We start from the raw sequence: 26,747 nt of genomic DNA on the forward strand, positions 1-26,747 counted from the left end.
TTTATTCTTTGGGACTGTTTCTATTTGGGCAATGCATTAGTGTCATGGGTTTGGAAAAGAATAAACTAATAGGCGGAAAACAAGATTACAAACCAAATTAAAGATACTTTGCAGATTAAAATGGTGGAAAGTCAAATACAAATTGACCAAAGTCAAAGACAGCTTTCTCGAAGTTAGGCATACAGAGTCATAGAATAATACATGTAAACAAAAACAAATATAAAAAGTCACGTTAGACAGGAGGTATGAGAGGTGGCAAATTTAGTTAAGAAGTATGCAGTGGCTGATGCTTCAGGGCGAGTTGATCTGATCTATAAGTATTATTCTGTGTTTCTTAAAACGGTTGATGGACGTATAGAGGGGCTGCTGTATCTGATCGAAAACGAGAAAGAATCTAATAGAAGAGCTGAAGATGATGATTTGGGGGTAAGGATTCAGAGAAGCAGGTTAAGTAATCCAACGGCTGATGAATCAATAAGTCATGTAACCATTAGAGAAGCTCTGAAGACTTGTGATTTTTCTGGAGGTGTACTTGATGGGACAGATCGTGAAGAAGAGTTTAAAAAAGAAGCATTGCTGCTCAAAGTGATGAGACATGACTATGATCTCTTTAAGAGACAGGTTGAATGTCTGGATGAGGAAGATAGAAGTATTTTTATTTCCTATATTAATAGGAAGAAATCCACTGGAGAGATTGCTGCTGAGATTGGTTCTGGAGTTGATACAACTCGTAACAGAATTTATAAAATCAAGCTGGAAGTTAAAGAGAATATGCTTGAATATCTTGAGGGAAGATTGTAAGGAGGATGCAGATATGCCTAAGTCAAGGATAGTTGTCCCACAGTTAGAGGAGAAGGTCTTAAAGGGTCAGAAGAAATTCGTAAGATACGCAGAAGGAGCAGAACTCTATTCGGTAGGAATTCATACATTTCAGGAAATGGCAAAGGAAGCGGGAGCAATATACAGAGTCAAGAGATGTGTTTTGGTTAATACTCAAAAGATTGATGAGTACCTTGAAAACTTTTGCGAAAATTCTTAACAGTGTATATACGTCCATACAGATTCATACAGAGTCACGGACGTGATTGTAAGATGGTTTAAGCACTATTGTCTGGAATATATGGATTGAAAATGAGGAATAGTTGGAAATATAATCGTTATAGAACCGGCTGTTCCTCTTTTTTTATGAAAGAATGAGGAAGAATATGGCTAGAAAAGATAGTAAAGGATACAATCTACGAACGGGAGAATGTCAGAGAAAAGATGGTAAGTATTCATATGCTTTTACAGACAGATTTGGTAAGAGACATTTTATTTACTCAAAAACATTAGTAGAGCTTAGAGAAAGGGAGCGGGCACTGCAAAGAGACTACGAAGACGGATTAGATCCATATAAGGCTAAGACAATAGAAGTCAATCATATGGTTGAAAGTTATTTAAGTCAGAAGCATGATCTTAAGACTTCAACAAAAGGTTCTTATCGCTTTATGTTCAAGCAGTATATACATGATAATTTTGGGAAATCAAAGGTCATAAATGTTAAGTATTCTGATGTTAAGAGATTTTATTATAGTCTCATGATGGATAAAGGAATTTCTGCAGCCACAGTAGATCATGTGCATACATTGCTTCATCCTGCATTTCAGATGGCAATAAGGGATGGACTTATCAGAACGAATCCAACAGATGGAGTTATGGCTGAGATAAAGCGTAGCAAATTCTGGGTAAAAGGAAAAAGACAAGCACTGACGATTAAACAGCAACAGGTATTTCTCGACTTTTTTAAAGATAATCGGGAATATGAGGGCTGGCTTCCTATAATAACAGTGCTTCTAGGGACCGGAATGCGTATAGGAGAATGCCTCGGGCTGACATGGGATGATCTTGATTTCGAAAATAGAATTATTAGCGTTAACCATACTATAAGCGACAGACCGGACGAGAAAGGAGTTTGTAGAAAGAGAATCCAAAGCACCAAAAGTAATGCTGGAACAAGGACTATACCAATGATTGAAGAAGTATATCAGGCATTTCTGACGGAATATGAGTATCAGAAGATATTGGGATTCTGTGAGGAGGTAGTTGATGGCTATTCAGGATTTGTATTCTCAACAGCCAAACATACAGTATATCTTGCAGAGGCAGTAAACAACGCTATTCATAGGGCAATTGATGAATATAATAAGCGGGAAAAAATAGCAGCAGCCAAGGAATATAGGGATCCATTTATACTGCCTCAGTTATCTGCACATGTTCTTAGACATACCTTCTGTACAAGACTGTGTGAGAATGAATCAAATCTTAAGGTTATCCAGAGTATAATGGGACATGCGGATATTACAACTACAATGGATATATACGCTGAAGCCACTAAAGAGAAGAAGCAGGAAGTGATGAGGAATCTGGATGGAAAGATCATAATCTGATTTCATATCGAAGATAAATCCGAATAAATGTATGGACAAATCTCTCAATATTTAATAGAATAAAAAAAGGTATATTATAGAGATGTGCTGTTAGAAAATATGTTGTAAATTATCTTTATTGGATTAGTTTGGACGTATTTGGTCAAAGATGGATAAAACTATAGAGAGCATATATATGACCAAAGAATACTCTATGGATACACTAGTTTCATAAAGCTCAATGAGGTTCAATGGAAAAGTCAGCCATGTGTAGATAGATATATATGATTCTCTATGTACGGTGATGAGCCGGAATAAAAAAATATCCTGGTACCTTCCCGACTTTGAAGAATGTAGACCGATAAAACCCAGTAAATATGCGGCTTTTGAGGTATTGTCAGAACGAAATTACAACAAATTGACAACAATTCTTCCGATAATCACGAAGAATCACAAAGGATTATAAGTTGTTAGAGAAAATATTAGCCTAGAAATCAGGACCCAAAGGGACCACTTTCTTGAAAGACATTTCAGGAGAGAGGTCCCTTTTTTGCGTTTCAAGACATCTGTAAATCAATCTTATTTTATCGGAGGAAAATCAAATGAATGATCAGTATTACGATATTGAAAGAAGAACAGCAATAAAGGAAGAAGCAAGAATGTTCAGAAGAAAGCTCATCTCTTATGAGCAAGCTGAAATAATCTACAGCATATCACATCGGAAGATTCGAGACTTAGCAGAAGCAGCCGGTGCTGTTTACAGATTTAATGATGTAAACGTAAGAATCAATAAAGAGATTCTTGATGAATACTTGGAACGCTTCAGGCTGCCTGAGAATCCAAACGTAAAAATATGAAAGGTGGGGATTCAAATGGCAGGACAAGCATGGAAATATTCCGGAGAACTGGATGAAAGAGATCTGGCTTTTCTACAACATGAATTTATTACGATAACGTTGGGGGTCGAATATTACGGGTTTAGTGTCAGACCTCTTACAAGAATGGCGGTTGAAGCCGGAGCTTTTTACAAGATAGGAAAGATGGTACGTATTAACAGAAACAGATTTGATGAGTATTTAAGAGAGAAGCAAAGGATTCCAAGAATAGGAGGCAAATTATGTACAAAGTCATAAGTAAGGTACTTACAAAGGAGGTCCACAATGGCTAATAAGATTAGGGAAAAGATGAAACTTACAAGTGTTGATGATTTGCTGGGAGTTTCAGGTACAAAAGAAAATAGAACTGAGGAAATTGAGATAAGCTTGATTCACCCTTTCAAGAATCATCCCTTTAAAGTAGTGGACGATCAAAGGATGGATGAGCTTGTTGATAGCATAATTAATCAGGGGGTATTATCACCGGTTCTCGTAAGGCCAAATGGAGATGGAACTTATGAGATGATTTCCGGTCATAGAAGAATCCATGCAGCTAAAAGAGCTCAGTTAAAGAAAATACCGGCAATTGTAATGGATCTTAATGATGATGAATCTACTATAATCATGGTGGACGCAAATCTCCAAAGAGAAGAGCTTCTGCCAAGTGAAAGAGCATTTTCTTTTAAGATGAAGATGGATGCAATGAGGCACCAGGGAGCTTGTCGACATAATGTCGACAAGTTAAATCCCGTAGAAAGAAAAACAGCTACGATAGTTGGTGAAGGAAGTGGTCTTACTGGAAGGAGTGTTCAACGATATATAAAGCTTACATACTTGCTCCCAGAGCTACTTGAAATGGTAGATAATAAACAGCTGTCATTAGTTAATGGGGTTGATATATCTGGGTTTGATAAAGAGGTACAGGAATACCTGTTAACTTATATCAAGGAAAAAGGGAAAATCCATCCTGCCCAGTTAAATGCATTAAAGGCTCAGCCCAATCTGGAGAACCTTACACCGTATACCGTAATGACAATTATGAAAGAGGCTATGGCTTCCAGGCCAAAGTCAAAGAAAGTATCGTTTACAGAAAAGAAACTGAACAAGTTCTTTCCTGCTGACTATTCAGCAAATAAGAGGGAGCAGATAATAATTGAACTTCTCACAAAATGGAAAGAAGAGCATGGATTGTAAGATATTCGTTTTTGAGCCGGTCAGACTGGCACCTGTATGTCAGATACAAATATCAATAAAAAAAGTCATTTCCATATTGATATATACGGTTACCGTATATATAATGATTATAAGCAAATATACGGTAGCCGTATACAAGGGGGCATTATGGATGATTACAATTTAAGACTTGATAACATTGCTGATGGAATTTTAGTAGAGAAGACCGATTTGGAGGAGGTTGATGCTGGTAGGAAGAAAAGAATGTATGCCAGCGCTGCTGCTTATATAAGAAACCAGACAGGGATGAATAAGAAGGAGTTTGCAGAATACCTTGGGATTCCATATAGAACTTTACAGGATTGGGAACTCGGCAATACTCAGGCTCCGGAATATGTACTTCGTTTGATCGCTTACAAGGTTATGTGGGAGAAGGAAAGGGGGAACTTATAATGGTAGTATTATATGGCATTGGAATGATTATACGATTTATACTCAAAGTAGCTTTGTTGCCGGTTCAGGCAGCACTTACCCTTTTGCTTTTTGCGCTCTGTTATGTTGGTGGTTTAGTTACGTATGCATCGGAGTTGCTCGGGACATTCTTAATATTTTGTGGTATCTGCACTTTTTGGATGAAGGGACCAGCAACGATGGGATGGCAGGGTATAATTGCTGGAATTTTGTTCGCAATAATTCCACAGGCATTAACACTATGGGGTGCGGAAGGAGTGCTTTGTTTAAAGGATTTATTGGGAAGAGTATGATTCATAACAATTTACGATAACCATTGTGATTTTCAACAATTTCATTATCATAATGGCAACATAATAAAGAAAGAGTAAATATTCTTTTAGCTCCATTATGCAAGAGTGATCGGCGGATCACAATAAACTAGTATATTGGCCAAATGGAATAATTATGGTATTATTATCCCATACAAAAGGAGGGTGATTATATGCCACTGATTATGCCTATCAAAGATTTAAAGGATACATCGCATATTTCTGAAATATGCCATAAGTCTGAGGAACCGATTTATATTACCAAGAACGGATACGGAGATATGGTGATGATGAGCATTGAGTTGTTTGAGTCTATGCAAAAGAAATGGAGTATGTACAGTGATATAGAGCTTTCCGAGCAGCAAATAAAAGAAGGTAAAACAAAGGATGCAAGAAAAGCTCTATCAGCAATAAGGGAGAAATATGGCTTATAATCTGATAATTACGGACAGGGCTGATGAGATGATTGATGAGAAAGTCAATTATCTACTCATAAAGTTCAAAAATCAGCAGGCTGCTTCTCATTTGTTGAATGGGATATCGGTGCTATATGATCGCATGGAGGATAATCCGTTCCAGTTTCCAGATTCCAAGGATCCATATCTTTTGAAGCGTGGATATAAGGAAGCCTATATTTCTGACATGGACTATAAAATGGTATTTAGAATTGATGGTGATGATCTGTATGTTGTCGGACTGTTCCATGATTTAGAAGATTATGCTTCGAAAGTAATGGAGTGAATACTCCATTGGAGATAGAGTAACACAAGAATCCAAAGAATATTAGGAAAAGGTCGTGAAACTTGGATAAAAACCAAGCGCCCACGACCTTATATTTGTTTGATTACCATTCCCTCAAAATCTTATATAATTAATGCATAAGGAGCAATTAATGGATAAGACCGAAATAATCAAACGACTGGCTGTTTTAAAAGCTGAGAATATTGAAAAGACTATCGAAAAGAATCTATTGTCTCGTAAATTCGGGAATCGAATACCCTCAAAAAAGTTCATTGAAAAATACGAAAATTCAGAAGAATACAAAAGGATATTCCGGGCTGAATTAAAGAAGAACGAAGAGTATCATACGCTGATAACAGTCCCTGAGAACGACCTGAATCTTGATTATTTTTATGATGAGTATAAAGATTTTCTTGAGGAAGCCCTCCTCAGAACTGATTCTTTTCCTCAGCTCGTGCAGGTAGCAGTGAGCCTTCGCACACGTCATGAGAAGAATTGTGCTAAAGAATTTTATAAAGAAATCAGCATAGAAAAACTGACACAGCGTTATATTTCAAAAGCATTGAATGCCGAAAGCAAAGAGTACATGGCTCTTAAAGAAGAGTCTGAGCAGATAATAGAATCGTATTTTTCTGAGAAAGAGAAGTGGCCAGACATAGCCAAGACTATCAATCTGGATTCAATGAGGATGCTGTTTTTTATATGGGGAGATTGCATTCTTGAGCCTGATGAGCTGAAAGATCATTTTATATTATTGCGGATTGCAAATGCATGTTAATCACCTCATTTCAGGTATTGCGCTGTAAGGCGTCTCACTTCATCCTGCATCTTGTGAACGACTGTATCCGGACCGGTGATTTTTACACCTTCGCCCAGAGACATGATCCAGCCCAGGAACTGATTGCTCGGGATTACATTGACGTGAACGCTGAAGGTGTTTTCATCTTTAGGAATCAGAGTTACGTCCTTGCCGAAACGGTCAATGATAATACCGGCTTTGTCGTTGCTGCATTCCAGAGTGACGCAGGTTTCTTCTCCGCCGAACATACCGAACACAGCCTTGGAATACTTGGCCATATCGAAGTTCTTAAAAGCTTCCTGACCTTCACGCTTAAACTTAACGACATCGAGATCCTTCATTTTGTCCACACGGTAATGCTTGATCTTATCAGCTTCAGAATCGTAAGCAACGAGATAGTAGTACTCGTCATCCCACATCAGGCACCAGGGGCTGACCTGGTACAGGGCACCATCATGGCGCAGAACCTGATTGCCCTTGATATCCCATTGGAAATAGTGGAAGGTGATCTGCTTACTTTCCGCAATAGCAGAGTAAATGGTATCCACGTTGTTGTAGACCAGTTTATTCGGTGTCTTGATTCTTCCGGAAATAACAACCTGCCTCTGCAGCTGCTTTGCCTCATAGGTGCTGACCAGGTTTTCCAGCTTCTTGATCAGCTGCTTAGACTTCTTATCTGTGATGAACTTAGCCGCCTGTACAGAATCCACCAGAAGCTTCAGTTCAGGAAGTTCAAACTGTCGTTTTCCAAGATGGTAATACGTGTTGCGACCGATCTTTTCGCTGATGATATCCAGACCGTAATGATCCAGTTCTGCAAAATCAAGATACAGTGTTTTCCTGTCTGCAGATACTTTATAGGATTCAAGTTTCTTAATGATTTCCTGCATGGTCAGTGAATGCTGATCATCCGTGTATTGTGTGAATATCTTTACCAGATAAAGCATTTTCAGCTTCTGATTTTCTCCCTTTGCCATAGCCCCGGTTCCTTTCTTTCATTTCCCTTATGATAACACGAAGAGAAGTGTAAAGGAATGATTGAGTCTTGAAATCGGGACGCAAAGGTCAGCTTCCGCGCTCTTGGTTCTTAATGATTTCCTGTTCCCTTCCGGCCTCAAGAATGGTACGGACATTTTGTTCTACAGTTTGCAGTTCGCGCAATTTGGATCTGGCAAAGGAATAGCTTTCATATTGTTCATTTTTCTTTGCGACCTGTGCAGCCTTATCCTGTTTCAACTGCTTCAGCATGGGAATCTTTTTGCCGCCAGACAGTTTTCGTAATTCTTTTCTTGCGGCTTCATAAAGCAGGATAGAAGATTCGTGTTCTCTGCGGAATGTCTGCTTGTCCGGAGCCTTCAGGTATTCCTTGTAAACTACTTTATTGGCCAGATACTGGCCGGTGTTCCGGATCAATAGATTGGTCTTGCAGAGCTGTGCTTCCGTCTCTTTCAGCTCAGATAGTTCACGATCAACATCGGCTTTGGTAGATGCAAGCAGGGCAGTAAGTTCCTCTTCGGATCCGATACCATTTTCCTGCATGAAGGCCAGAGTATTTGGCATCTGCTGGAGATTGCCGATCTTCACCTTCTCGGCATAATAGCGGTTCTGCTGAGCTTTAATCAGTGTCTCAACATCAACAATCAAACGAATGGAATGACCGGGGAATGCAGGCGCAGTGTGCGGTTGCATGGATCCTGAAACATGCTTGTGTTTTTCGGATGGTCGATATGGAAAATGCTTCTGTTTTTTTTGCCTGTAATTCCTGAAAATCTCTTCCAGATGCTCTTTTTCAAAGTCTGTTCCGAGCATTCTTGCACGGATCGGTTTGTTTCGGTCAGCTGGGAGATAGCTGAGGCAGCCCCTAGATTCATGCACGGAGATACCATATTGCTCCAGCATCTTTCTGGTGAATTCTTTAAAGCTGTGAGAGTCACCTGCAACAGTTGTAATCTTCGTGCGAAGTTCTTCTTTTTCAGTGGTATAAGTGGTTCGTTCCGGCATGATACCGGCAGCTTCCTTTTCTTTGTTTTCTTGGTTAAGAACAGCCTGTCCACGTCGTTTTGCCCAGTACTCCCTGTCAGTGATTCTCACCTTGGCTGGAGAGAGCAGATCGACCTGATAGAAGTCCTCACGCTGGCACAGATCCATGACAGACTGTTTGAGGAAGTTCATGTAGGATTTTGTGACATGGTGCTTGTGTCCGGCCAGTGCATCACCGGGACGTTCCATGAAATCCTGCATCTCAACATCCAGCTTACGGACGCTATTGATTACGATATGAACATGGATATTGCCGGCACTGTTGTGGCCGTCTCTGTGTGTACAGACAATGGTTTGATGGCCGGGAAAATTACTGCTGGCAAACTCCATGCCGATCTCCTGAGCATGCTCCGGAGTCAGTCCGTTTTCATCACGATCTCTGGGATCAAAACTGATGATGTAATGATGAGCCTTGATTTCAGAACGAGTGCGGTTCTTACCATATTTTGCATTGATTGCCTGACACTCAGCATTGAAACTGAATGGATTGCAGTTGATACCGTCAAGCAGATAGAAGTCACGTGGAATCTCATTGCCGGCATCATCCAGAATGGGCTTATTGGTGAACTCATCATGCTGTATGGTCAGATAATCTGTGGCTGCATCATAGTTGGAGTTTTTGATAGAAATATGCTTAACAATCGCCACGATATTCACCCACCATTTCTTTCACTTTATCCCGCATATCATGTAGTACAGTGATGCATTCTGAAACCTCTTTAGCCATCCCTTCAGTAAATGTTCCTCCCTCGTTCAGATGCCTGGCAATCTGGTTGAGGTTGCCGCCGATCTTGCCAAGGTTACGGAAGACATCCAGCAGTTCTGTACTTTCAAATACCAGTTCCGGCTTCAATACAATCTTCTGGTTCAGAATCAGCCGCCGGATATATTCCGAAGGGGAGATACCGGCTAGCTCGGCATTTTTCTCCAATACGGACCACATTTCATCTGTCATACGAACACCGACAAAATGTTCCTTTGCCGGCGGAATATCCTTTTTCTTTTTGCTCATGGAATCCCTCCTTTTTAACCACGGAAGTGGTTAAAACTGTGACTGCCGCAGGCAGGAACCGGAGCACCTGTGCGACAGAAAATAAATACACTCTCGTAAATTAGCTGTGGACGGATAATTACGAGAGTGCTGAAAAAACAAACGTTTTTCACGAGGGCTTGGGGAGCGGAATCCCCAACAAGTTGCCTGTTAACAGAGGTCCGAAATAGGATAACTGTTTAACAAGGCGAAACTTGCTCTGAGTATCTATGGGATTTGTCACTTTTCCTCAAAGTCCGAAAAATGGGACTGCATGGGTAGTAGAATGAAAATGGAACATTGTAAGAAAAACAATATCACGAAGACAATCTGAGGTGAGAGAAGGAGGAAATCGTGAAAGAATATATCATCACTACTATGTTTTGCGGAGAGCACGGCCTGCATCTGTGTGAGCTGCCAACAGGATATGGAAAGACCTATAATGTCGTTCATGCGATGAAGGAGTACCTGGCTGATCCGGATAACCACAGGAAAATTATTTATCTGACAACACTTAACAAGAACCTGCCTGAAAAGGAATTACTGTCTGCGTTCGATAATGATGAGGCAGCATATCGGAGAAATGTACTGCGTATCCGATCCAACTTTGATGAGGTGACTGAAAAGCTGGAAAATCTCGCAGTGCCGGAGGAGTTTCAGACAGATCGATATGATCAGCTATATGACCTGGTGCAGCGATACAATCGGGCAATGGCAAGCAAGGCGACTGACCAGGAATATATTCAGGACATCAAAAACAGGCTGAACGATGCCGAGCGTGCATTCAGAGCTGAAATCACGAAGAAGCTGAAGCATAATTTTTATAATAAGCAGGCACGACTTAAGGCGATAAGAACTGATAATAATTGGAAATGGATAGGGCAGTTGTATCCTGCGGTTTTTACAGATGATCACCAGATTTTGCTGATGAGTATCAGTAAGTTTATGAAAAGAAACTCTTGTCTGGTAGAGCCTAGCTATGAGTTTCTGAAGTCTGACCTGATCGAAGATGCAATCATCTTCATTGATGAGTTTGATGCTACGAAGGCAACCATTGAGGAGGCAATAACAGAAGGTGCATTGTCTATTCAGGAAGAGTATTTATCCTTATTCCGTCAAATCCTCAGAGGCTTAAATCCTAAATACCTGTCTCGGGCAATGAGAGATGCTTATCAGAATCTGGATGCTGAGGTTCCTGCTCAGTTCACCTTCGAAAAAATCTTGGAGGAAGCACAGGAAATTGAGGAGAAGTATGCGGTATATCTCAGCTATAAAACTGCTGAAGAGAGTGTCGACCGCAAACAAAATTTTCTTCTGAAAGATGCTACATATCATACTCTTTTCCATAACAACAAGGGGTATATACGGGCCGCAAGAAATGATGATGAGAACCGAATCGATATTTTCTTTGAGACAAGAGAAGAATTCTATGCACATGTAAAGAAAAACAAAGAGGAGAACATTGTCGTCTATGCGCTGCTTCGTGAGATCAATCGTTTTCTGATCCACTTCCGAACATTCCTCTTTGTGTGGGCCAGACATTACATGCAGGAGATCAATGCCAGACGAAATCCGGAAGATGATGAACTGACATTGGAGAATGCAATTAGTACGATACTGGATAAGTTTGAATTGAGTCGTGCCGGTCAGCAGCTGGTTCTCAGTGAGATGCTAAGCTCATCTGTAAATCGTAAGCAGAAGGAACTTCTTCCGGACAATAGCTTCTATCAGCAGGGAATGGAAATCTTTGAATTTGAGGATCAGGATTCCCATCATGACTCCACGAATTTGCGTCTGGTTGCCGTGTATGATACACCGGAGAAAATTTTGACTTATTTGTCGGAAAAGACTTCCGTTATCGGTATATCAGCAACCGCAGAGATACCAAGTGTGGTTGGCAATTATGATCTGGGATATCTGAAAGAAAAGCTGGGAGATCATTTCCATCTGACATCGAAAGATACGAAAACCAAGATAGCTGCGCAACTTAAAAAAGGTTGGAAGGCTTACGATGACGGGCTGGTTCGAATCCATGCGGAGATGGTGAAAAATGAGGAAGTGAATTTTGATGCGTTATCCGTGTGCAGTGAGATTTTTCATAATGAAGAATTAGCCATGATCTGTGCAAGATTGATTCAGAATACAGTTGAGAAGGACTATTACGCACTGAGATACTGTAATATCGTCCGTGCTATGCATCAGTTTTGCTCGGTGAAAATACAGTCTATGCTGTATCTGGGAATGGCTCTGCCCAAGAGAAATAATCCTGAACTGGACGAAGAACTTCTGAAGAAGCTCTTTAGCCTTGTGACCCAGGATATTCAGGCAAGTAACAGTGCGGAATGCGATGTATTGAGTACAGAAAAGTCTTTGTGCATTCTTCGCAACAGTAACTTTGATAAAGATAAAGCTGCTTTGCTCGATAGGCTCGGGGCTGGGGACAAAGTATTTATCATGTCATCATACCAGACCTTGGGAGCTGGCCAGAACTTGCAGTACAAGGCACCGGACAAGGATAAACTGATAGAACTTGTGCCGTATCTGGAAAACGGAGATAAACGACACTTTTATAAAGATATCGATGCCATCTATTTGGGAGATGTTACAAACCTGACAGCGAATACCTATTCAGAGAAGAAGCTGACAGAGAAAGAGCTTTTAGGAATGCTGTTTCAAATCGAGGAATTGAAGCAGAATGCAGAGCTAAGTTATGCAGAAGCGGATAATATGATCAAGCTTGCTTTTCGTGCGCACACTGGGCGTGGTCATATGGAAAGAAATGTTCTGTATCAGACAGAGAGTGTCCGACTGCAGGCTACTCGCCAGGTAATGCAGGCGGTTGGCAGAATGTGCAGAACATATCTGAAAGCACCGGACCTATACATTTATATTGAAGAGCAGCTGCTGGAGAAATTATCGGCAGGAGAATTGAAAAAACATATTCTTCCACCGGAAATGGAGGCCATCGTAAAACTGAGAGAGGCCCTTGGCACGGAGTATTCCAATGAGGAAGTCAAGGTCCTGAAGCGGGCAGAAAAAGTTTCATCATTTGGCATGTGGAATATCAGGCAGACCCTGTCTCGAAACTGGACAGAGGACAGCATAGCTTTATGGATGAATCTGCGGCAGACGACCCTTGCAAATCCTACGGCAGATTCAGAATTACGTGAGTCGGAAGAACTGATCCGTAAGCTTTATGTCACAAGCGGGCAGCCGCAAAACAGATATTTTTACTCTCAATATTCCGATTTCAGTGACGTCACAATCGACTTCGGAAGTGATGCGATTGCTTTTCGTAACAGTGGAAGAGCAAAACAGAAAGCTGACAGCGGAGAGGTACTTGTCTATGAAATGTCTGAGGCTGAATCTGGCCTGCCAGTCATTATGCAGTATCCTGGAATGAAAGAATTTTTCATTCATTCAGGGTATGCGACTGAGTTTCAAAAAAATGACTTTATGATGAGTCCGGTTGTGTTCCATAACATCTATAAAGGTGCACTGGGAGAAGTGGCAGGAAAGTATATTCTGAGACGAGAGCTTGGCATTGACCTTTCAGAGATTACGGATCCGGATAAATTTGAGTTCTTTGACTATGTGATGACACCGGATGTCTATGTGGATTTCAAGAACTGGAAATTCAGCTATCTCGCAGATCGTGACACGGTAAAAAAGGAAATTCTACGTAAACTGGATGCCATCGGTGGTAAACGAGTCTACATCATTAATATTATCGGTGATCCTACAGGCTACGTTCCGACTACACCGATCGATGCACGTATTATTGAAATTCCATGTCTGATTGATCAACAGGGACATCCTGTTAGCAAGTGTCTAGGCATGATTCGAGAGGAGGACTTCAGATGATTTTGACGAACAAATTCCATGTGGAATATGACTTTGCTTTGATTGATCGAGATTATGATATTTTTCTGGTTGAAAAACCTGGATACTTGGATAAGACCAATATTCTGGATCTTGCTACACAGAGGTTTCTGGCAAGAGCTGTGCAGTATTCTTTTGGTAGGAAAGCATTGTTGCTGTTTGATAAGAATGATATATCGGAAAAACAGTTTAGAGAGGCCATCGAAACAGATTATCCGGATGCTACAGTGAAAAAACTGGATATCCTGAATGAGGACATCAGAAAGCAATCATTCTACTATCAGAATCGCCTGTTGCTTCAGTTGCTGGTGAATTCTATTCGTGTACCAAGAATGGAAGGATTCTCTTATAACAATCTGACCGGAAAGTTTTTCTATGGAGATCCAAGTTGGAGAAGCCGGGACAGAAAAACAAAACAACCGTATAGTATGTACTTCCTAGAGATTTCCTTTGATCCTGGCATGTACCTGAACCTTGACGTAAGGACATTTCGTAAGAATAAGTATTCCAAATCAGGGCGATTTTATCTTATTGATCCCAATACAGGAATTTTCCGTAGAAAGCTGAAGGAAGATAATGTTCGTCAGGAAGATTTATTTACGGAGGCCTCCTTTGGCAGCAGTCATAATACAGTCGAGTATCTGGACTTTGGATCTTTTGAAGATTTTAGTAAGTGTAAGCTTGGTGTAATGGAACAGTTCTTGCAGGATGTTAAGAAGTATCTTGGCCAGTATGTCACATTGTCAGCAGAAGAGCGTGAAGGAGACCAGTGTTATAAGGAGTCTAAGAAGGAGAAAGACAATCTTTCCGGAGTAGATTATGCCGTAATCCTGGATAAGCTTGGAGTGAATATCGTCGATGTGTGCAGGACAGAGGTTTCTGAAAGAATAGTGAGTCGGCTGGTGGGAGAACTGCAGCGCTTTTACGGCATTACGCCCCAGCTGGGGGAACTGCAGGAGTCCATGTATAACATCAGAGTGATCCATAAGCAGGAATACTACGAGGAACAGCAACTGCCGGATCCCCACAGTGATGATCTGCACGGCTATATCGTGCAGCATATGACACAGGAGGAGCATACTGATTTGCTTGGGGCACCTGGTGAAAAAGAATCTCCGGTCATTCACAAGATACTGGTTGAATTGATCTTAAAGGGTGATGTTCGTGCAGGACAGATCAGCATCTATAACTGGGAAAAACTCTGTGCCAATAAGGATTGGACATTTGTGCAGCGACAGCGCCTCAAAGCGCCGGAAGGTGGCTTCGAAGTAATCACAAATTCAGCAGGGAAGACAACCAGGAATCGATTTTTATATTCAACAGTCAATATTTCTCCTGACGGCAGGATGAATTTCCGGTCCTTTGATGACACAGAAATTGCTGCGGATGGATTTGAGGAAAAAATCAGGTATACTTTTGATACGTATGAGGATAAACAGCGCCGTGGACAAAAAGATGTGGAGGGGCTTGTGTTCTCGGATATAGAAAATATCCATGCTATTATCCGTACGAAAGAGAAGACCATGCCGAATACCTCTGCAATCTGGAAAGGACTGAAGGCCACGAATGTCCGAGATGCCATTATCAGAGACGTTGTTATTGGAGCATTAGGCGCATATAAGGAATTCAATCCTGCCGATGACATGTATGCGGATTCACTGGCAGCAGTACTAGGTGAACAGCAGCCCACCTTTACAAAGGGCGAGCTGAAGAAGCTGATGAACATGCGGACTAAGGCTGGAAAACGATTCAATCGATTCCTCCACAATGAGTATGGCATCTGGGTATCTCCGGAAATCAAGGATTCTGATTTCTCTGATGAGTATTTGCTCGAGAATGTAACCGACATCAAATACTTTATAGATGAGGATACGGATGGAGAAGGCATCACGTCACTGAACTACTATGTAGGCCCGACAAAGGCAAGCCTACAGTTATCCATTCACAATGCCAGCATCGTCCGTCAGGTACAGGCAGAGGAGGACGTTGAGTTCGAGGAGTTACTACCATTGATGGCTGTTGATTTTGTGAGAATCGGATCTTACACCGTACTTCCATTCCCGTTTAAGTATCTTCGTGAATGGGCGAATATCGACTGTGAGTAATCAATATACAAAAACCATAGGTGCCTTTCACTGTGAACATAACCGGCAGGAATTATTGAAGTTAAGGACAATGTTGGAGGAGTACAGTAAGGGATTAGAATAAAAACGGAGGAGAGTGACTAAAGTATGATAATCGAGACAGCATTAGTGGAACTAGCAAAAGCAGGGGGAACGGAACTATTTCTATCATCGAGTGAAAGCCTACTGAAGAAGGTTAAAACAGCAAAAGATATAAAACAATTATTCATTAATACGGGTGAATTTTTTGTTGATTATGAAAATGATGCAGATCAATTATTTGATGATATGGCCAACGTGCTTTCAAAGGAGAATATGACAAAGCTGGCCAATGATTTGAAGGATGAACCAGGATATAAATTAAAGGATAGGCTACTCAATTCGTTGATGGTAATCATGAAAGAATATGAAATCCCGCACGGCATGGCTCTGTCATATGCGAACGCAATTCTATTTGCAATTATGGGGCAACTTCCGGTGGTTGCACCAGACAAATATGATCGTGCATATCAAGCTGAATGGAAAGCAGAGCAGGAAGAAAGCTTTAAGGAGTTAGCAGAGAAATTTGAGAGATTAAGAAATGAACTTCAGATATATCAAAGTCGACAGTTAGAGATATTATCAGCTGATGCGATTGATTTAGATATCAGGCGTCAAACTACTGATCCTAAGATAGGTTTTGACTTCTTTAATGTGGATGACGATACATTTAAGGAAGCACTTGAAAGTAAAAAAAATGATGAAGTTATAGCGATAAAAGCGCGATGCAAAGAAGAAGCTATCTATTGCACAATAAATGAATTATGGATGCAAGGAGAAAATCGTCCAATATTCATAGTGAAGAATGAAGAAGACTGGAAGAGCTTACTTCAGATAAAGGATGCTGGAAATATTTATATACCATGGTTTTATTCAGATCAAATTGTAGCCATTCCTAATAATACTAATATATTTGTATTTACTGAACGTGTTCCGTCATTTATTAAAGGGGAGATAAATTTACGCCCACGTACATACTCTACAATATCAGCATCTTTACAGAGAGCGGGGATGGGAATTAATGAAGCCAATAAATTAGTATCAGAGACTCATGGCCTATTTATACCGTTAAAGAAGAAATTGTTTAATGGAGCATATTTAAAAGAGCCTAGATGGTTAAATGGATTACATCGCAATATTAAGGAAACAGCATTATTGATAGGTCAATGGACAGACTGTGATGGTGACAAGGCAGTTATAGAATTCTTAAGTGGCATTAAGTATCAAGATTTTATTTCAGAGATAAAGGAATATGCTAGGGATGAAGATCCATTTATTCATATCGTAGATATCAATTCAACAAAGGAATATTATCTGGCAAGTGCTGAAAATGCATGGGATTATATTGATGTTGATAATGATAGTGAGATCTGGAATAAATTTAAGGATGTTCTTCTTGAAGTTATAAATGAGGCAGAAAAACTATTCACATATTCATCTCAAGAAAAGCTTGTTGCACAGTTTAAAGGAGAAAAATTCTTTTGGTCTGCAGTAATAAGAAAAGGGATGTTACGTAGTCTTATTATGAAGGCTTACTATAAAAAAGATACTAATTGCCAAGTTCAGTTAGATTCTTTAGTAAGCAAAATTTTGGGATATATCCAAACTTCAGAACAGTGGCATTATATTTCAAACTTTTTTGTTGATTTATGTGAGGTATCACCGAATAGTGTGCTTAATAAGCTAGAAGAAGAACAAATTAATCCTACGGGTCTAATGGAGCTGTTTGAAAATCAATCATCTGATTTCTTATTCGGCAGGAATGATTATATTGAGATTTTGTGGGGAGTTGAGGAGTTCCTTATACAGAGAGAATACGCATCACGTGCATATTCATGGCTTCTATATCTTGATAATTTATCTTTTGAATACAAATCAAATTCACCAAAGGATATCTTTGGGAAATTACTATGCCCGTGGCATAATTTTTCAGCATTTAGCAAAAGTAATGACAAAATAGAGATTGCAGCTAAGGCATTAGCAAAAGATAAAAATGCATGGGACCATATTTTTGGAGCACTACCAACAGGACATGCAAGTATTTTTGGCGACTTACATGCACCTAAATATAGAAATCATGTGGAAGAAGACACAATAACCAGAAAAGAGATGTATGACACCAATTTGGGATATATAGACCTTCTTTTAAAAGCAACTGATTTTAAACCCCAAAGGTGGAATGATCTGTTAAATATATATGATGAAGTTGAACCAGATATTCGAAAGAAGATTAAGGAAAAATTATTATTTGAAATTGCACAGATGGACGATGATGAAAGGCTGATAATCAAGAATAACATCAGAAGACTGGTTTATAAGCATCGATATTTTGCGTCAGCTGAATGGGCTATGGGCGAAGATTTGATTGGTGAGATGCTTGATATACTAGATTCAATAAACTTCACCCAACAAGAATATGATTTTGAATATCTATTTAGACCTTCGTATGATGGTATTATTCTGGATCCAGTTCCTTATGATGTGGATGACAAAAGAGATATAAACGAAAGCAAAACAAAAGATCTCCTTGTCAAAAAAATAAACGAGTTTAAAGAAAATAATTATAGCCTGGAATTATTATCAAAGCTCTGTGCGAAGGAGAAGTCTTCCTATCTAGGTAGAGTATTGTCGGATTATTGGGCTGATGATTTTTTTGATAAAAATGTATTCGCATCACTATATAAGTGCCAGAGTAAACATGAGATGGCAATAGAATACATTGAAGGATTGGCTCGCAGAGGAGTTGATGTATATACTAATGTAAACGAATTAAGTGAGTGCGTAGAGTTAGATGATGATTTTAGAATTATACTATTTAGAATCGAAGCTTTATATACAGATAAGAAACCATTAGTCGATAATGCTTCAGTAGAAATAAAACGTGCATTTTGGAAAGATTTTCGATGGTTTTCATCTAATAATATGGATTGGGCAGTGGTAGAGTGCCAGCAGTATGGAACAGTTAATACGTATTTGGACTTATTGTATAGATTCCATGAAAATCGAAATCTTACACCAGAGCAATTGCTTGAAAAAATGCAACGGATTGATGTGATGGAACGAGGAAGTAATAATTCGATGACGGATCATTATTTAAAAGAATTACTAAAGCCATTACAGGAGCAATGCATTGAAGATCGAGATAAATGTGCAAAGATAGCGCATATTGAGATTGCATTCTTTTATCTATTGGACTGGGAAGATATGAAGTGCTTTCAAAAGGAAATAAAGCACGATCCTGAAATGTATGCAGAAATGGTCTCAGTTATATTTAGACATGATGGTGATGATCCCGAAGAAAGAAAAACAGAAGAGTTTCGTAATTATGCGAAGGTAATACATAGGTTGTTTGATATGGCAAAGTTTTGTCCATGTGAAGAAAATGGCACTGTTAGTTATGATGAGATCAAGGTGTGGGTAGATAAACTGATACGAATACTTGATTCGAATCACCAAAAAGAAATGTTTGGATATGTGTTAGGAAGGTTGTTTGCATATGCACCTAAAGCAGCTGATGGTCATTATCCATGTGAAGCAGTGTGCCAGATTATAGAGGAATATGGGGATGAATCTTTACTGAGTGAATATAGATGTGAGTTGTTCAATAAAAGAGGAATATTTAGTCCTTCAGCAGGTAGGGCAGAGAAAGACATTGCAGAAGGTTACAAAGATAATGCAGATTTTTTGAGCATTAAGTACCCGAAGACTGCTGATGTGTTTTTCAAAATGTCACAAAGATATGTATATGATTCTGACCTAGAAAGGCGACGTGCCGAAAATGGATATTTTTAGAATTTAGTCTTTGAAATACAATTTGTAGAGGAAATGTAGAGATAATGTAGATAGAAATTTATATTATTCGTGATGAAGACTATAATAAAAATGATTATAAAAAAGCAAAGGAGACGAATATGGGTCGGTTGCCATATGATGAAAACCTTAATATTGGTTACCTGAGCAGGCTCTTTGATGATACGAGCAATTGCTATAAATTTTTCTGGTTTCAAGCTATCCTTGAAAAACTTTCAGAGAATAAGATATCGTTTACCTATAATGAACTGATTAATGAAATGATTGCAGATGCCTGGTATATGGTAACAGAGTACAGGCTACGTCTTGGACCGTCAGGAGTAACGGATAATCTAGAAGAGGCCGTGAAGTATATCGGAGAAAAGAATATCTTTCCGGCATCAGAGAAGCGAGACAAAATAATAGAATGGCTTGAAAATACAGATGATAAAAAGCTCATAAGGTACAAGAAGGAACTGATCAAAAATGTTCCTTACAGGATACAAGTGCCATTCTTTGATGAAATCAAAATAGATAAGCGCGAGTGGAGCAGACCTGATCAGTTGTCTCAAAAAATTAATCAGCAGAGAAGACTCATCTATTATTATGAGGCGTTCTGTCAGTTAGATACTACTATTTGTGTTAATGAAGACTGGGTTTCTTACTTATTGCGCAATAAGGAAATTCTTTGTGGGTGGTTGCAGTTGAATCTGATACATTATCTGCAACGGCGCAACCCTAGTGTTCCGGGAATCGCAGATAAACTCAGTGCACCTGAGGCGAGAGATATCGAACGAGTACGCAAATACTGGAAGCTTATCATAGATATACGGCCCGATATACAGGATATTTACGGGCACAAGAATATGGTAGGAGAGATCATATCGGTAGACCATTTTGTTCCATGGCAGTATGTGGCTCATGATGAACTATGGAATCTGCATCCTACCACTAAGTCTATAAACAGTAGTAAAAGTAATGGACTCCCGGAGTGGGATTTGTATTTTGAACCGCTTTGTAGGATTGAGTATCTGTCATATTCTATGTCAAAAGAAAATGCTAAAGTATCTGAGGCTTTTGCAAAAGTTTCAAGGTACCATCTGAACAATGATGAAATCAGGAAATCGTTGTATGGTAATGACCTTGCTGAATCAGCTTTTTCAGAACGTTTACACAATATTATCCGTCCGATATATGACGATGCGAAAAATAGTGGTTTTAAGGAATGGAGATATGAGGAGGCGCTATGTCAGTGATCACTTATAACAAGCTTGTCAGAGACAAGATTCCGGAGATTATAAAAGAAGATAATAAAGAGTGTAGTGTACGTATTCTTGATAACGATGAATATCTGTCGATGGTTGATGCAAAGCTTGACGAAGAGCTTGCCGAATACCATAAAGATAAAAATTTGGAGGAACTAGCAGATATTCTGGAGGTGCTTTATGCTGTAACCAAGGCTAGAGGATTCAGTCTTGAAGAATTAGAAGCATGCCGTGCGGAGAAAGCAGAAAAACGAGGAACATTTGAGAAGAAGATTTTTCTCGAAAATGTACGTGAAGGAGATAAATGAGAGCGAAGCGTGGTTGACATAGTTCAACACTATCCCCGTGTAGGCATTTCAATTCAAATACTAGGTTGACACCAGATACGTAGCGAATTATTCTGTTCTCATAAGCTTCGAAGGAGGCATATGTATGGGAAATGATGAAATTTACCAACAGGTTATAGATGATTTTTATAGAACCGGATCAGTGAAGAAAACGTCTCAAAATGTTGGAACAACTTTAGTGCGAGCACAGCGCATCCTGATCACGGAAGGCCTGTGGAGCAGTCCGACTTCTGAGAAGGTGGTTGCCTTATATGCCCGGGGCAAGACGGTTCCGCAGATTGCAGAGGAACTTTTCGTTTCGGAGAAGACAGTGCAGGCGTATCTCCCGTATACCAGAACGGACAAGGGATATGGCGGAGATGACCGATCGGCGGATGCGGTAAAGAGCGATGATTATAGAAGGCGTATGCAGCGAGCGGCCCAGTCGCAGGTGTCGGAAGATAATATGAAAAAGGAGATAAAGGAGATGGGAGAGAAAAAGCCTTTTGAATGGAATGAGGTTTCCAAAAATGAACTGAACACAGCCAGTAAGGCTTATGATAAAAAACTTGAGGAAGAAGAAAGCAAGAGTGTTAATGGTTCAGAACTTACAACGGAAGAGCTTTACGGTTCTCATATGAGAAAGCACCCCGAGGTTTTGAAGCTGGAGCTTATCCTTGATATTGATAGTCTTCGAAAGGAAGACATGGAGGTATTGAAACAGTATGGCAAGGTGGAAAAAGGAATCACGAGAGAAATTCTTGTTCCGGCAGATATTACGCTTCATGCCTTAAACTATGCAATCTTACGTGCATTTGGATGGCAGAACAGCCACCTGCATCATTTCCGCCTGCCGAAGGAAGTGTTCCAGAAACTTACCGGTGGTAAGAACAAAGTAGATCAGCATGATTATGTGGAATATGATGGGCTGTATACGAATTGGATGAAGCTTTGCGGTCTGTATTTCCGTTTCCCTTGCGATGATTTTGAGGATCTGTATTGGGATGATGATTATAAGGAAGGACAGAGCATCAAGACTTGGTTTTCTAAGAAATATACCGGTCCGTACAAATACAAGGGGAAGTGGGAGCATTTCCATTTTGCAAATCCTGCGGCACAGAGCGTTTTGAAGAAGAATCCCATGATTCGTCAGCAGCTTTCTTTTGCTGAGTGGAGTAAGCTGAAGGAATCCGGAAAGGATCCGGATAAGATGCCGGCCAAGATGATTCCGATTGAGGAGGCAACGATTCAGGAATTATCCTACGGATTTGAAGGGGGCATGGATGAACTTTTGGAGAGAATTCCTTTGATCGAGCTGATGATTCCGGAGGGAATCAAAGAGGACCGAGACATTAACGATAAGATAGCGTTTCTGCAGAAACGCCAGGAGAACGAAGAGAAGGACCTTCCGGTTCTTCCTGTTACGGATGAGCTGATCTATGCCTATGATTACGGTGATGGCTGGGAAGTAAAGATTCGTTTGAAGGAGTGTTACTACACAATCCGTGAAGATAAGTCTGAAAGCTTTACTGAAGTACAGGAGGGTGTACGGTTAAATCTAAAGAAGGACAGATATTTGTCGGAGCAGACAGCATTTGACAGGAATAACTTAAAGGTCAGCAAATCATTGGCGCTTAAGATTGCAACGGTGAATTATAAGAGAAGACCCGTATGCCTGAGCCTGGATGGACTGTCCCTTATGGATGATGTGGGAGGCATTCACGGCTATGTTGATCTCCTTCGTACCATTCACGGTAACGATCCGGAGGAGAAGGAAGACATGAGAGAGTGGGCTAAATGGATGGGCTGGACCGGCCGGATGAACAAGCCAGAGACACTTTTATAAGGTTGGTATTTTTAACGGACACCTCGTTGTGTATTGTATAGTCAGAAGAAAACACATTAGGACTGATATACATGATAATACTTAATCCACAGGATAGGAAGGCGAAGAAATGGGACGAGATGAAAATGTAGCAATATTCCAAGATACAGAAAAGATGTGCAGAGAGAACGTTCGGCTAAGGGAGTCTATAAAACAGGCATCTGAGAATCAGAAGCTTATTCTGGAGGGAGATTCATTATTTGCAACTGAGAAAGATAAGTATGATGAATCAGCTAAGATAGTAGTCTCAAAGAAAAAGACATTTGAGGCTGCAAGTGCATACAAAGGTATGAAAGTTGCTGTTCATAATTTTGCGTCAGCAACAAATCCGGGCGGTGGAGTGGTTAAGGGATCTACAGCCCAGGAAGAATGTCTGTGCAGATGCTCGACTTTGTACAGCATGCTTAATGTCAAGGAGATGTGGAATGGATTTTATGCTCCTCACAGGAATGCAGCTGATCCAATTCACAATGATGACATTATATATACTCCGGGAGTTGTAGTGTTTAAAACAGACACAGCAGCTCCTGTTGTCATGCCAGAAACGCAGTGGTATGAAGTTGACGTTATTACCTGTGCTGCTCCTAATCTACGGGACAATCCAAGTAATCCATATAACAAGAACGATGGAAATAGAAAGGCAAAAATATCAGATAGAGAGCTGCTTGAACTTCATGAAAAGAGGCTCAAGAGAATACTGGATGTTGCTGTGGATAATGATGATGAAGTAGTTATATTGGGGGCATTTGGATGTGGAGCATTTCAGAATAAACCAGATATTGTTGCCAAAGCTGCATCAAATGTGATAGGCGACTTCCTACACCTGTTCAAAAATATAGAGTTCGCCGTATATTGCAGTCCAAGAGATAGCCGAAATTATGACGTGTTTAATAGGTTATTAGCTAACAGATAGGAATAGGGATAATGAAATTTGGCGATTTAAGGCAAATGATAGATAGAACAGCAAGGATACAGATTTGTGATCACGTCTCTGGAGATTATATGGATTACAGATTTGTTGAGGATGTCCCACATGAAAATGATAGCAGGACGGTCTTTGGTATCGGGCTTGTGAGAAGCGAATACAGAGAAGAGGGAGTGTTAAGCTATGGGCGAAATTGCTATGCAATAGAGATAAGACTATTGGAACCAGAAACAATTCTGAGTAGCAAGGTATTAGAATATGAGGCAAACAACTTATAGCGCAGGTTAAAGAGAATGGCAAATTGGCAGGAAAGATGCTTGTTATGGTTGAGAGCACTTTAGAGGTACACAAAACTGATTCTTCACTTAATTCCTTTACTTTGAACTATTTTTTAATATTTTCTCACATAATCGTATCTCACCATTATCTTACATTAAAAACATATAAAAATGCATTAAAACCTTTAAAAACCATTAAAATACATTAAAAACCATTAAATATACAATAAAGTCATTAAAAGCCTTTAAAAAGTGATATAATACCATTGACAGGAGGTATCACTTTCATGAACAAATCAGCTGAAATATTTAAGCCGGGGGCATTACCTGTGACTACTTATATTTCCAGAGAAGCTGCGCTAGGTTTTACTTATGAGGAGAGACTTGAGCAGGCGTTAAATATGTCTGGGTATATAACACTTATTTCCGGTCCATCCAAAATAGGAAAAACGGTACTGTGTGAAAGAGTTGTGGGAATCGACAACCTTGTAGAAGTATTGGGTTCAGACTTTTTGAATAAAGAAAATGTATGGAAGACAATCGGTGCAAAGGCAGGGATGCCTTTATCGGGAATGGTTACTACAGGAAATACTGATAATTCTATATCTGAGGAGTACATTGTAACACGAGAAAATGTTATAGCTTATTATCAGGAGCATGAACTTGTGCTGCTTATTGATGATTTTCATTACGCAAGCGAAGAAATACAGCGATTTTTATCGCAACAGCTGAAAGATGCTATCAGGAAAGGACTAAAGGTAATAATATCTTCGCTTCCTCACAGATGTGACGATGCAATCAGAACCAATCCTGATCTGCAGGGACGTATAAGTATAATCGATATTAAGCCCTGGTCTAAGGATGAACTGAGACAGATTCCAAGAAAAGGATTTGAGCAGCTTGGAATATATGTTGATGATAAGTATATTGAAAGCTTAGTCGGCGAGAGCCTTGCATCACCTCAATTGATGCAATTGTTATGTCTGAATCTGTGTGTGCTTATAAAGGCAGATTCTGGTAATGCAGTTGATGTTAGCGAAGAGATTATAAAAAAAGCTTATAAGTTTTCAACTCTGAACCTGGACTTTAAAAATGTCACTGCCGTTATCAGTAATGGAAAGACAAAACGTGGTAGAGAACGAAAAAAATATTGTACAAGCAAGGGAGAGTTGGATTTATATTCGCTTATACTTGAAGCTATTGCTCAGGATCCGCCAATAGAGGAGATTGGATTCGATGACCTGTTGACGAGAATCAATAAAACAATTGTTGAAGATGATAAGGTTACACCTAAATCATTAAAAGAATATCTGGGCAACATACAGGAAGTCCTAAACGATAAAAACAGAACTTTTGAGGTTCTTGAGTGGAGAGATAACGTACTGTATGTTATAGAAGCATTATTCTTATTCTATTTACGTTGGGGGCGCAATGAACAGGGAACAGAGTATTGAGTTTATTCAGGCTATAGAAGACACTAAAGCGTTAGAAAGAGCAATTTTAGATATCATAGATGAATTGAAATCAGAGGGCTCCAAAGAAATCGCAGATGGCTTAGAGCAGCTTATACCGATATCAAATAATAGATTTTCTGTAATTGGCCAGAAGGAACTATTACAGGAATCCAAAAGAAGAGCTATCAGCATACTTAAGAGTGAACCCCAATTTAATCACGTCAGCGAGAAAGAAGCATGTTGCATCGTTGAGAGAGTATTAGGAAATGTGCAGCTTTATCTGCAGGATATGTTTAAGCGACAGCCACATACTAAATGTACTGACAGTATTTTGAGTATGCAAAAGTGTTTTGATATTGGTAATGAATATGATCTGCAACATATAGTATATGCTCTGCTAAGAGCAGTGTTTCCGCTTGCCAGAATAGAAGAGTATCAGGATGCAGGAGCGTGTGCTGTTAGAAAAGACATATGTATTGATGAGTTTGACATTGCGATAGAGTTAAAATGTACAAGAGATAGCCTTTCCGCTAAAAAGCTTTCAGAGGAAGTAGCATCTGACATTGTTCACTATGATAATAAAAACATTTTCCTTTTAATATATGATAAAGCCAGAATAATAGACAATATCGATGTATTTAGGGATACCTATGAGAAAACTGACATGAGTAAAAACGTGAAGGTGTTTGTGATGCTATAGAAACCGATAAACATTCCTCGGCATCTTTTTTGGCCAAGGGAATTGCACAAATAGCCAGTATGGATGTTTTTAAATGCAAAAAATAATAGTTAGCTGTCTGGCTGAGATGGATGAAATATAGTCGTAATACTGAGCATCAGCTCATGAGTGCGCTGCACTTGTGGCTGGTGCTTTTTCTTTTGTTCGAAAATCTCGAACATAAAGTTCACAGTGACAGGCACCTATTTTGAGACCTG

Annotated in this window: 24 protein-coding genes; 21 read left to right on the forward strand and 3 right to left on the reverse strand. The window is 39.7% G+C overall.

What is annotated here, in order from left to right; translation table 11 throughout:
* Window positions 1-252: 252 nt before the first annotated feature.
* The 11 genes from BM294_RS10565 (at window position 253) to BM294_RS10615 (ending at window position 6,754) form a co-directional block, all read left to right on the forward strand.
* Window positions 253-801, forward strand: a complete 549-nt coding sequence (locus BM294_RS10565; RefSeq protein WP_091207970.1) for a hypothetical protein — start codon at window positions 253-255, stop codon at window positions 799-801.
* 13 nt (window positions 802-814) lie between these two features.
* Window positions 815-1,039: a DUF6462 family protein gene (locus BM294_RS10570; protein ID WP_091207973.1), complete on the forward strand. Its 225-nt coding sequence runs from the start codon at window positions 815-817 to the stop codon at window positions 1,037-1,039.
* Between the two features lie 166 nt (window positions 1,040-1,205).
* On the forward strand, window positions 1,206-2,426 hold the full coding sequence (locus BM294_RS10575; protein WP_242944507.1) for a tyrosine-type recombinase/integrase: 1,221 nt from the start codon (window positions 1,206-1,208) through the stop codon (window positions 2,424-2,426).
* A gap of 581 nt (window positions 2,427-3,007) precedes the next feature.
* The gene (locus BM294_RS10580) at window positions 3,008-3,262 is read left to right on the forward strand and encodes a DUF6462 family protein (RefSeq protein ID WP_091207979.1); all 255 of its coding nucleotides are present in this window, start codon (window positions 3,008-3,010) and stop codon (window positions 3,260-3,262) included.
* Window positions 3,263-3,277: 15 nt separating this feature from the next.
* A complete protein-coding gene (locus BM294_RS10585; RefSeq protein WP_091207981.1) occupies window positions 3,278-3,538 on the forward strand; it encodes a DUF6462 family protein in 261 nt (86 codons plus the stop codon).
* A 27-nt stretch (window positions 3,539-3,565) separates the two neighbouring features.
* The gene (locus tag BM294_RS10590; RefSeq protein ID WP_091207984.1) at window positions 3,566-4,474 is read left to right on the forward strand and encodes a ParB/RepB/Spo0J family partition protein; all 909 of its coding nucleotides are present in this window, start codon (window positions 3,566-3,568) and stop codon (window positions 4,472-4,474) included.
* 147 nt (window positions 4,475-4,621) lie between these two features.
* On the forward strand, window positions 4,622-4,906 hold the full coding sequence (locus tag BM294_RS10595) for a helix-turn-helix domain-containing protein (protein ID WP_081832865.1): 285 nt from the start codon (window positions 4,622-4,624) through the stop codon (window positions 4,904-4,906).
* Window positions 4,906-5,217 carry a hypothetical protein gene (locus BM294_RS10600; RefSeq protein ID WP_091207986.1) on the forward strand — a complete coding sequence of 104 codons (312 nt, stop codon included), beginning with the start codon at window positions 4,906-4,908 and terminating at the stop codon, window positions 5,215-5,217. Before BM294_RS10595 ends, BM294_RS10600 begins: the two co-directional genes overlap by 1 nt.
* A gap of 191 nt (window positions 5,218-5,408) precedes the next feature.
* A complete protein-coding gene (locus tag BM294_RS10605) occupies window positions 5,409-5,669 on the forward strand; it encodes a type II toxin-antitoxin system prevent-host-death family antitoxin (RefSeq protein ID WP_036613175.1) in 261 nt (86 codons plus the stop codon).
* Window positions 5,659-5,976, forward strand: a complete 318-nt coding sequence (locus BM294_RS10610) for a type II toxin-antitoxin system RelE/ParE family toxin (RefSeq protein ID WP_036613177.1) — start codon at window positions 5,659-5,661, stop codon at window positions 5,974-5,976. The genes BM294_RS10605 and BM294_RS10610 overlap by 11 nt, the downstream gene beginning before the upstream one ends.
* Before the next feature lie 151 nt (window positions 5,977-6,127).
* Window positions 6,128-6,754 carry a hypothetical protein gene (locus BM294_RS10615; RefSeq protein ID WP_091207989.1) on the forward strand — a complete coding sequence of 209 codons (627 nt, stop codon included), beginning with the start codon at window positions 6,128-6,130 and terminating at the stop codon, window positions 6,752-6,754.
* 5 nt (window positions 6,755-6,759) lie between these two features.
* On the opposite strand, the gene BM294_RS10620 is transcribed toward BM294_RS10615, so the two are convergent.
* The 3 genes from BM294_RS10620 to BM294_RS10630 form a co-directional block, all read right to left on the reverse strand.
* Window positions 6,760-7,752 carry a helix-turn-helix transcriptional regulator gene (locus BM294_RS10620; protein WP_091207991.1) on the reverse strand — a complete coding sequence of 331 codons (993 nt, stop codon included), beginning with the start codon at window positions 7,750-7,752 and terminating at the stop codon, window positions 6,760-6,762.
* Between the two features lie 88 nt (window positions 7,753-7,840).
* Window positions 7,841-9,463, reverse strand: coding sequence for a relaxase/mobilization nuclease domain-containing protein (locus BM294_RS10625; protein WP_091207994.1), 1,623 nt, complete (start codon window positions 9,461-9,463; stop codon window positions 7,841-7,843).
* Window positions 9,450-9,827: a plasmid mobilization protein gene (locus BM294_RS10630; protein ID WP_091207997.1), complete on the reverse strand. Its 378-nt coding sequence runs from the start codon at window positions 9,825-9,827 to the stop codon at window positions 9,450-9,452. Before BM294_RS10630 ends, BM294_RS10625 begins: the two co-directional genes overlap by 14 nt.
* Before the next feature lie 372 nt (window positions 9,828-10,199).
* Here BM294_RS10630 and BM294_RS10635 point away from each other — a divergent pair, with 372 nt between their 5' ends.
* The 10 genes from BM294_RS10635 (at window position 10,200) to BM294_RS10680 (ending at window position 26,511) form a co-directional block, all read left to right on the forward strand.
* The gene (locus BM294_RS10635) at window positions 10,200-13,709 is read left to right on the forward strand and encodes a hypothetical protein (protein WP_091208000.1); all 3,510 of its coding nucleotides are present in this window, start codon (window positions 10,200-10,202) and stop codon (window positions 13,707-13,709) included.
* Window positions 13,706-15,832 (forward strand): hypothetical protein, encoded by a 2,127-nt coding sequence (locus tag BM294_RS10640; protein WP_091208003.1) that lies wholly within the window; start codon window positions 13,706-13,708, stop codon window positions 15,830-15,832. Before BM294_RS10635 ends, BM294_RS10640 begins: the two co-directional genes overlap by 4 nt.
* Window positions 15,833-15,958: 126 nt before the next feature.
* Window positions 15,959-19,681 (forward strand): dehydroquinate synthase/iron-containing alcohol dehydrogenase family protein, encoded by a 3,723-nt coding sequence (locus BM294_RS10645; protein WP_091208005.1) that lies wholly within the window; start codon window positions 15,959-15,961, stop codon window positions 19,679-19,681.
* A 119-nt stretch (window positions 19,682-19,800) separates the two neighbouring features.
* The gene (locus BM294_RS10650) at window positions 19,801-20,934 is read left to right on the forward strand and encodes an HNH endonuclease domain-containing protein (protein ID WP_091208008.1); all 1,134 of its coding nucleotides are present in this window, start codon (window positions 19,801-19,803) and stop codon (window positions 20,932-20,934) included.
* On the forward strand, window positions 20,925-21,251 hold the full coding sequence (locus tag BM294_RS10655) for a nucleoside triphosphate pyrophosphohydrolase (protein ID WP_207648057.1): 327 nt from the start codon (window positions 20,925-20,927) through the stop codon (window positions 21,249-21,251). Before BM294_RS10650 ends, BM294_RS10655 begins: the two co-directional genes overlap by 10 nt.
* A 124-nt stretch (window positions 21,252-21,375) precedes the next feature.
* Window positions 21,376-23,115: an IS1096 element passenger TnpR family protein gene (locus BM294_RS10660; protein WP_091208011.1), complete on the forward strand. Its 1,740-nt coding sequence runs from the start codon at window positions 21,376-21,378 to the stop codon at window positions 23,113-23,115.
* Between the two features lie 109 nt (window positions 23,116-23,224).
* Entirely contained in the window at window positions 23,225-24,067 is an 843-nt protein-coding gene (locus BM294_RS10665) for a TIGR02452 family protein (RefSeq protein WP_036612680.1), read from the forward strand.
* A gap of 11 nt (window positions 24,068-24,078) precedes the next feature.
* On the forward strand, window positions 24,079-24,357 hold the full coding sequence (locus BM294_RS10670; protein WP_091208014.1) for a hypothetical protein: 279 nt from the start codon (window positions 24,079-24,081) through the stop codon (window positions 24,355-24,357).
* Between the two features lie 287 nt (window positions 24,358-24,644).
* On the forward strand, window positions 24,645-25,811 hold the full coding sequence (locus BM294_RS10675) for a P-loop NTPase family protein (protein ID WP_091208017.1): 1,167 nt from the start codon (window positions 24,645-24,647) through the stop codon (window positions 25,809-25,811).
* Window positions 25,789-26,511, forward strand: coding sequence for a PD-(D/E)XK nuclease domain-containing protein (locus BM294_RS10680; protein WP_091208018.1), 723 nt, complete (start codon window positions 25,789-25,791; stop codon window positions 26,509-26,511). The genes BM294_RS10675 and BM294_RS10680 overlap by 23 nt, the downstream gene beginning before the upstream one ends.
* The last annotated feature ends 236 nt before the right edge of the window (window positions 26,512-26,747 follow it).

The sequence above is a fragment of the Oribacterium sp. WCC10 genome, from assembly GCF_900113415.1.
Taxonomy (GTDB): Bacteria; Bacillota; Clostridia; order Lachnospirales; family Lachnospiraceae; genus Oribacterium.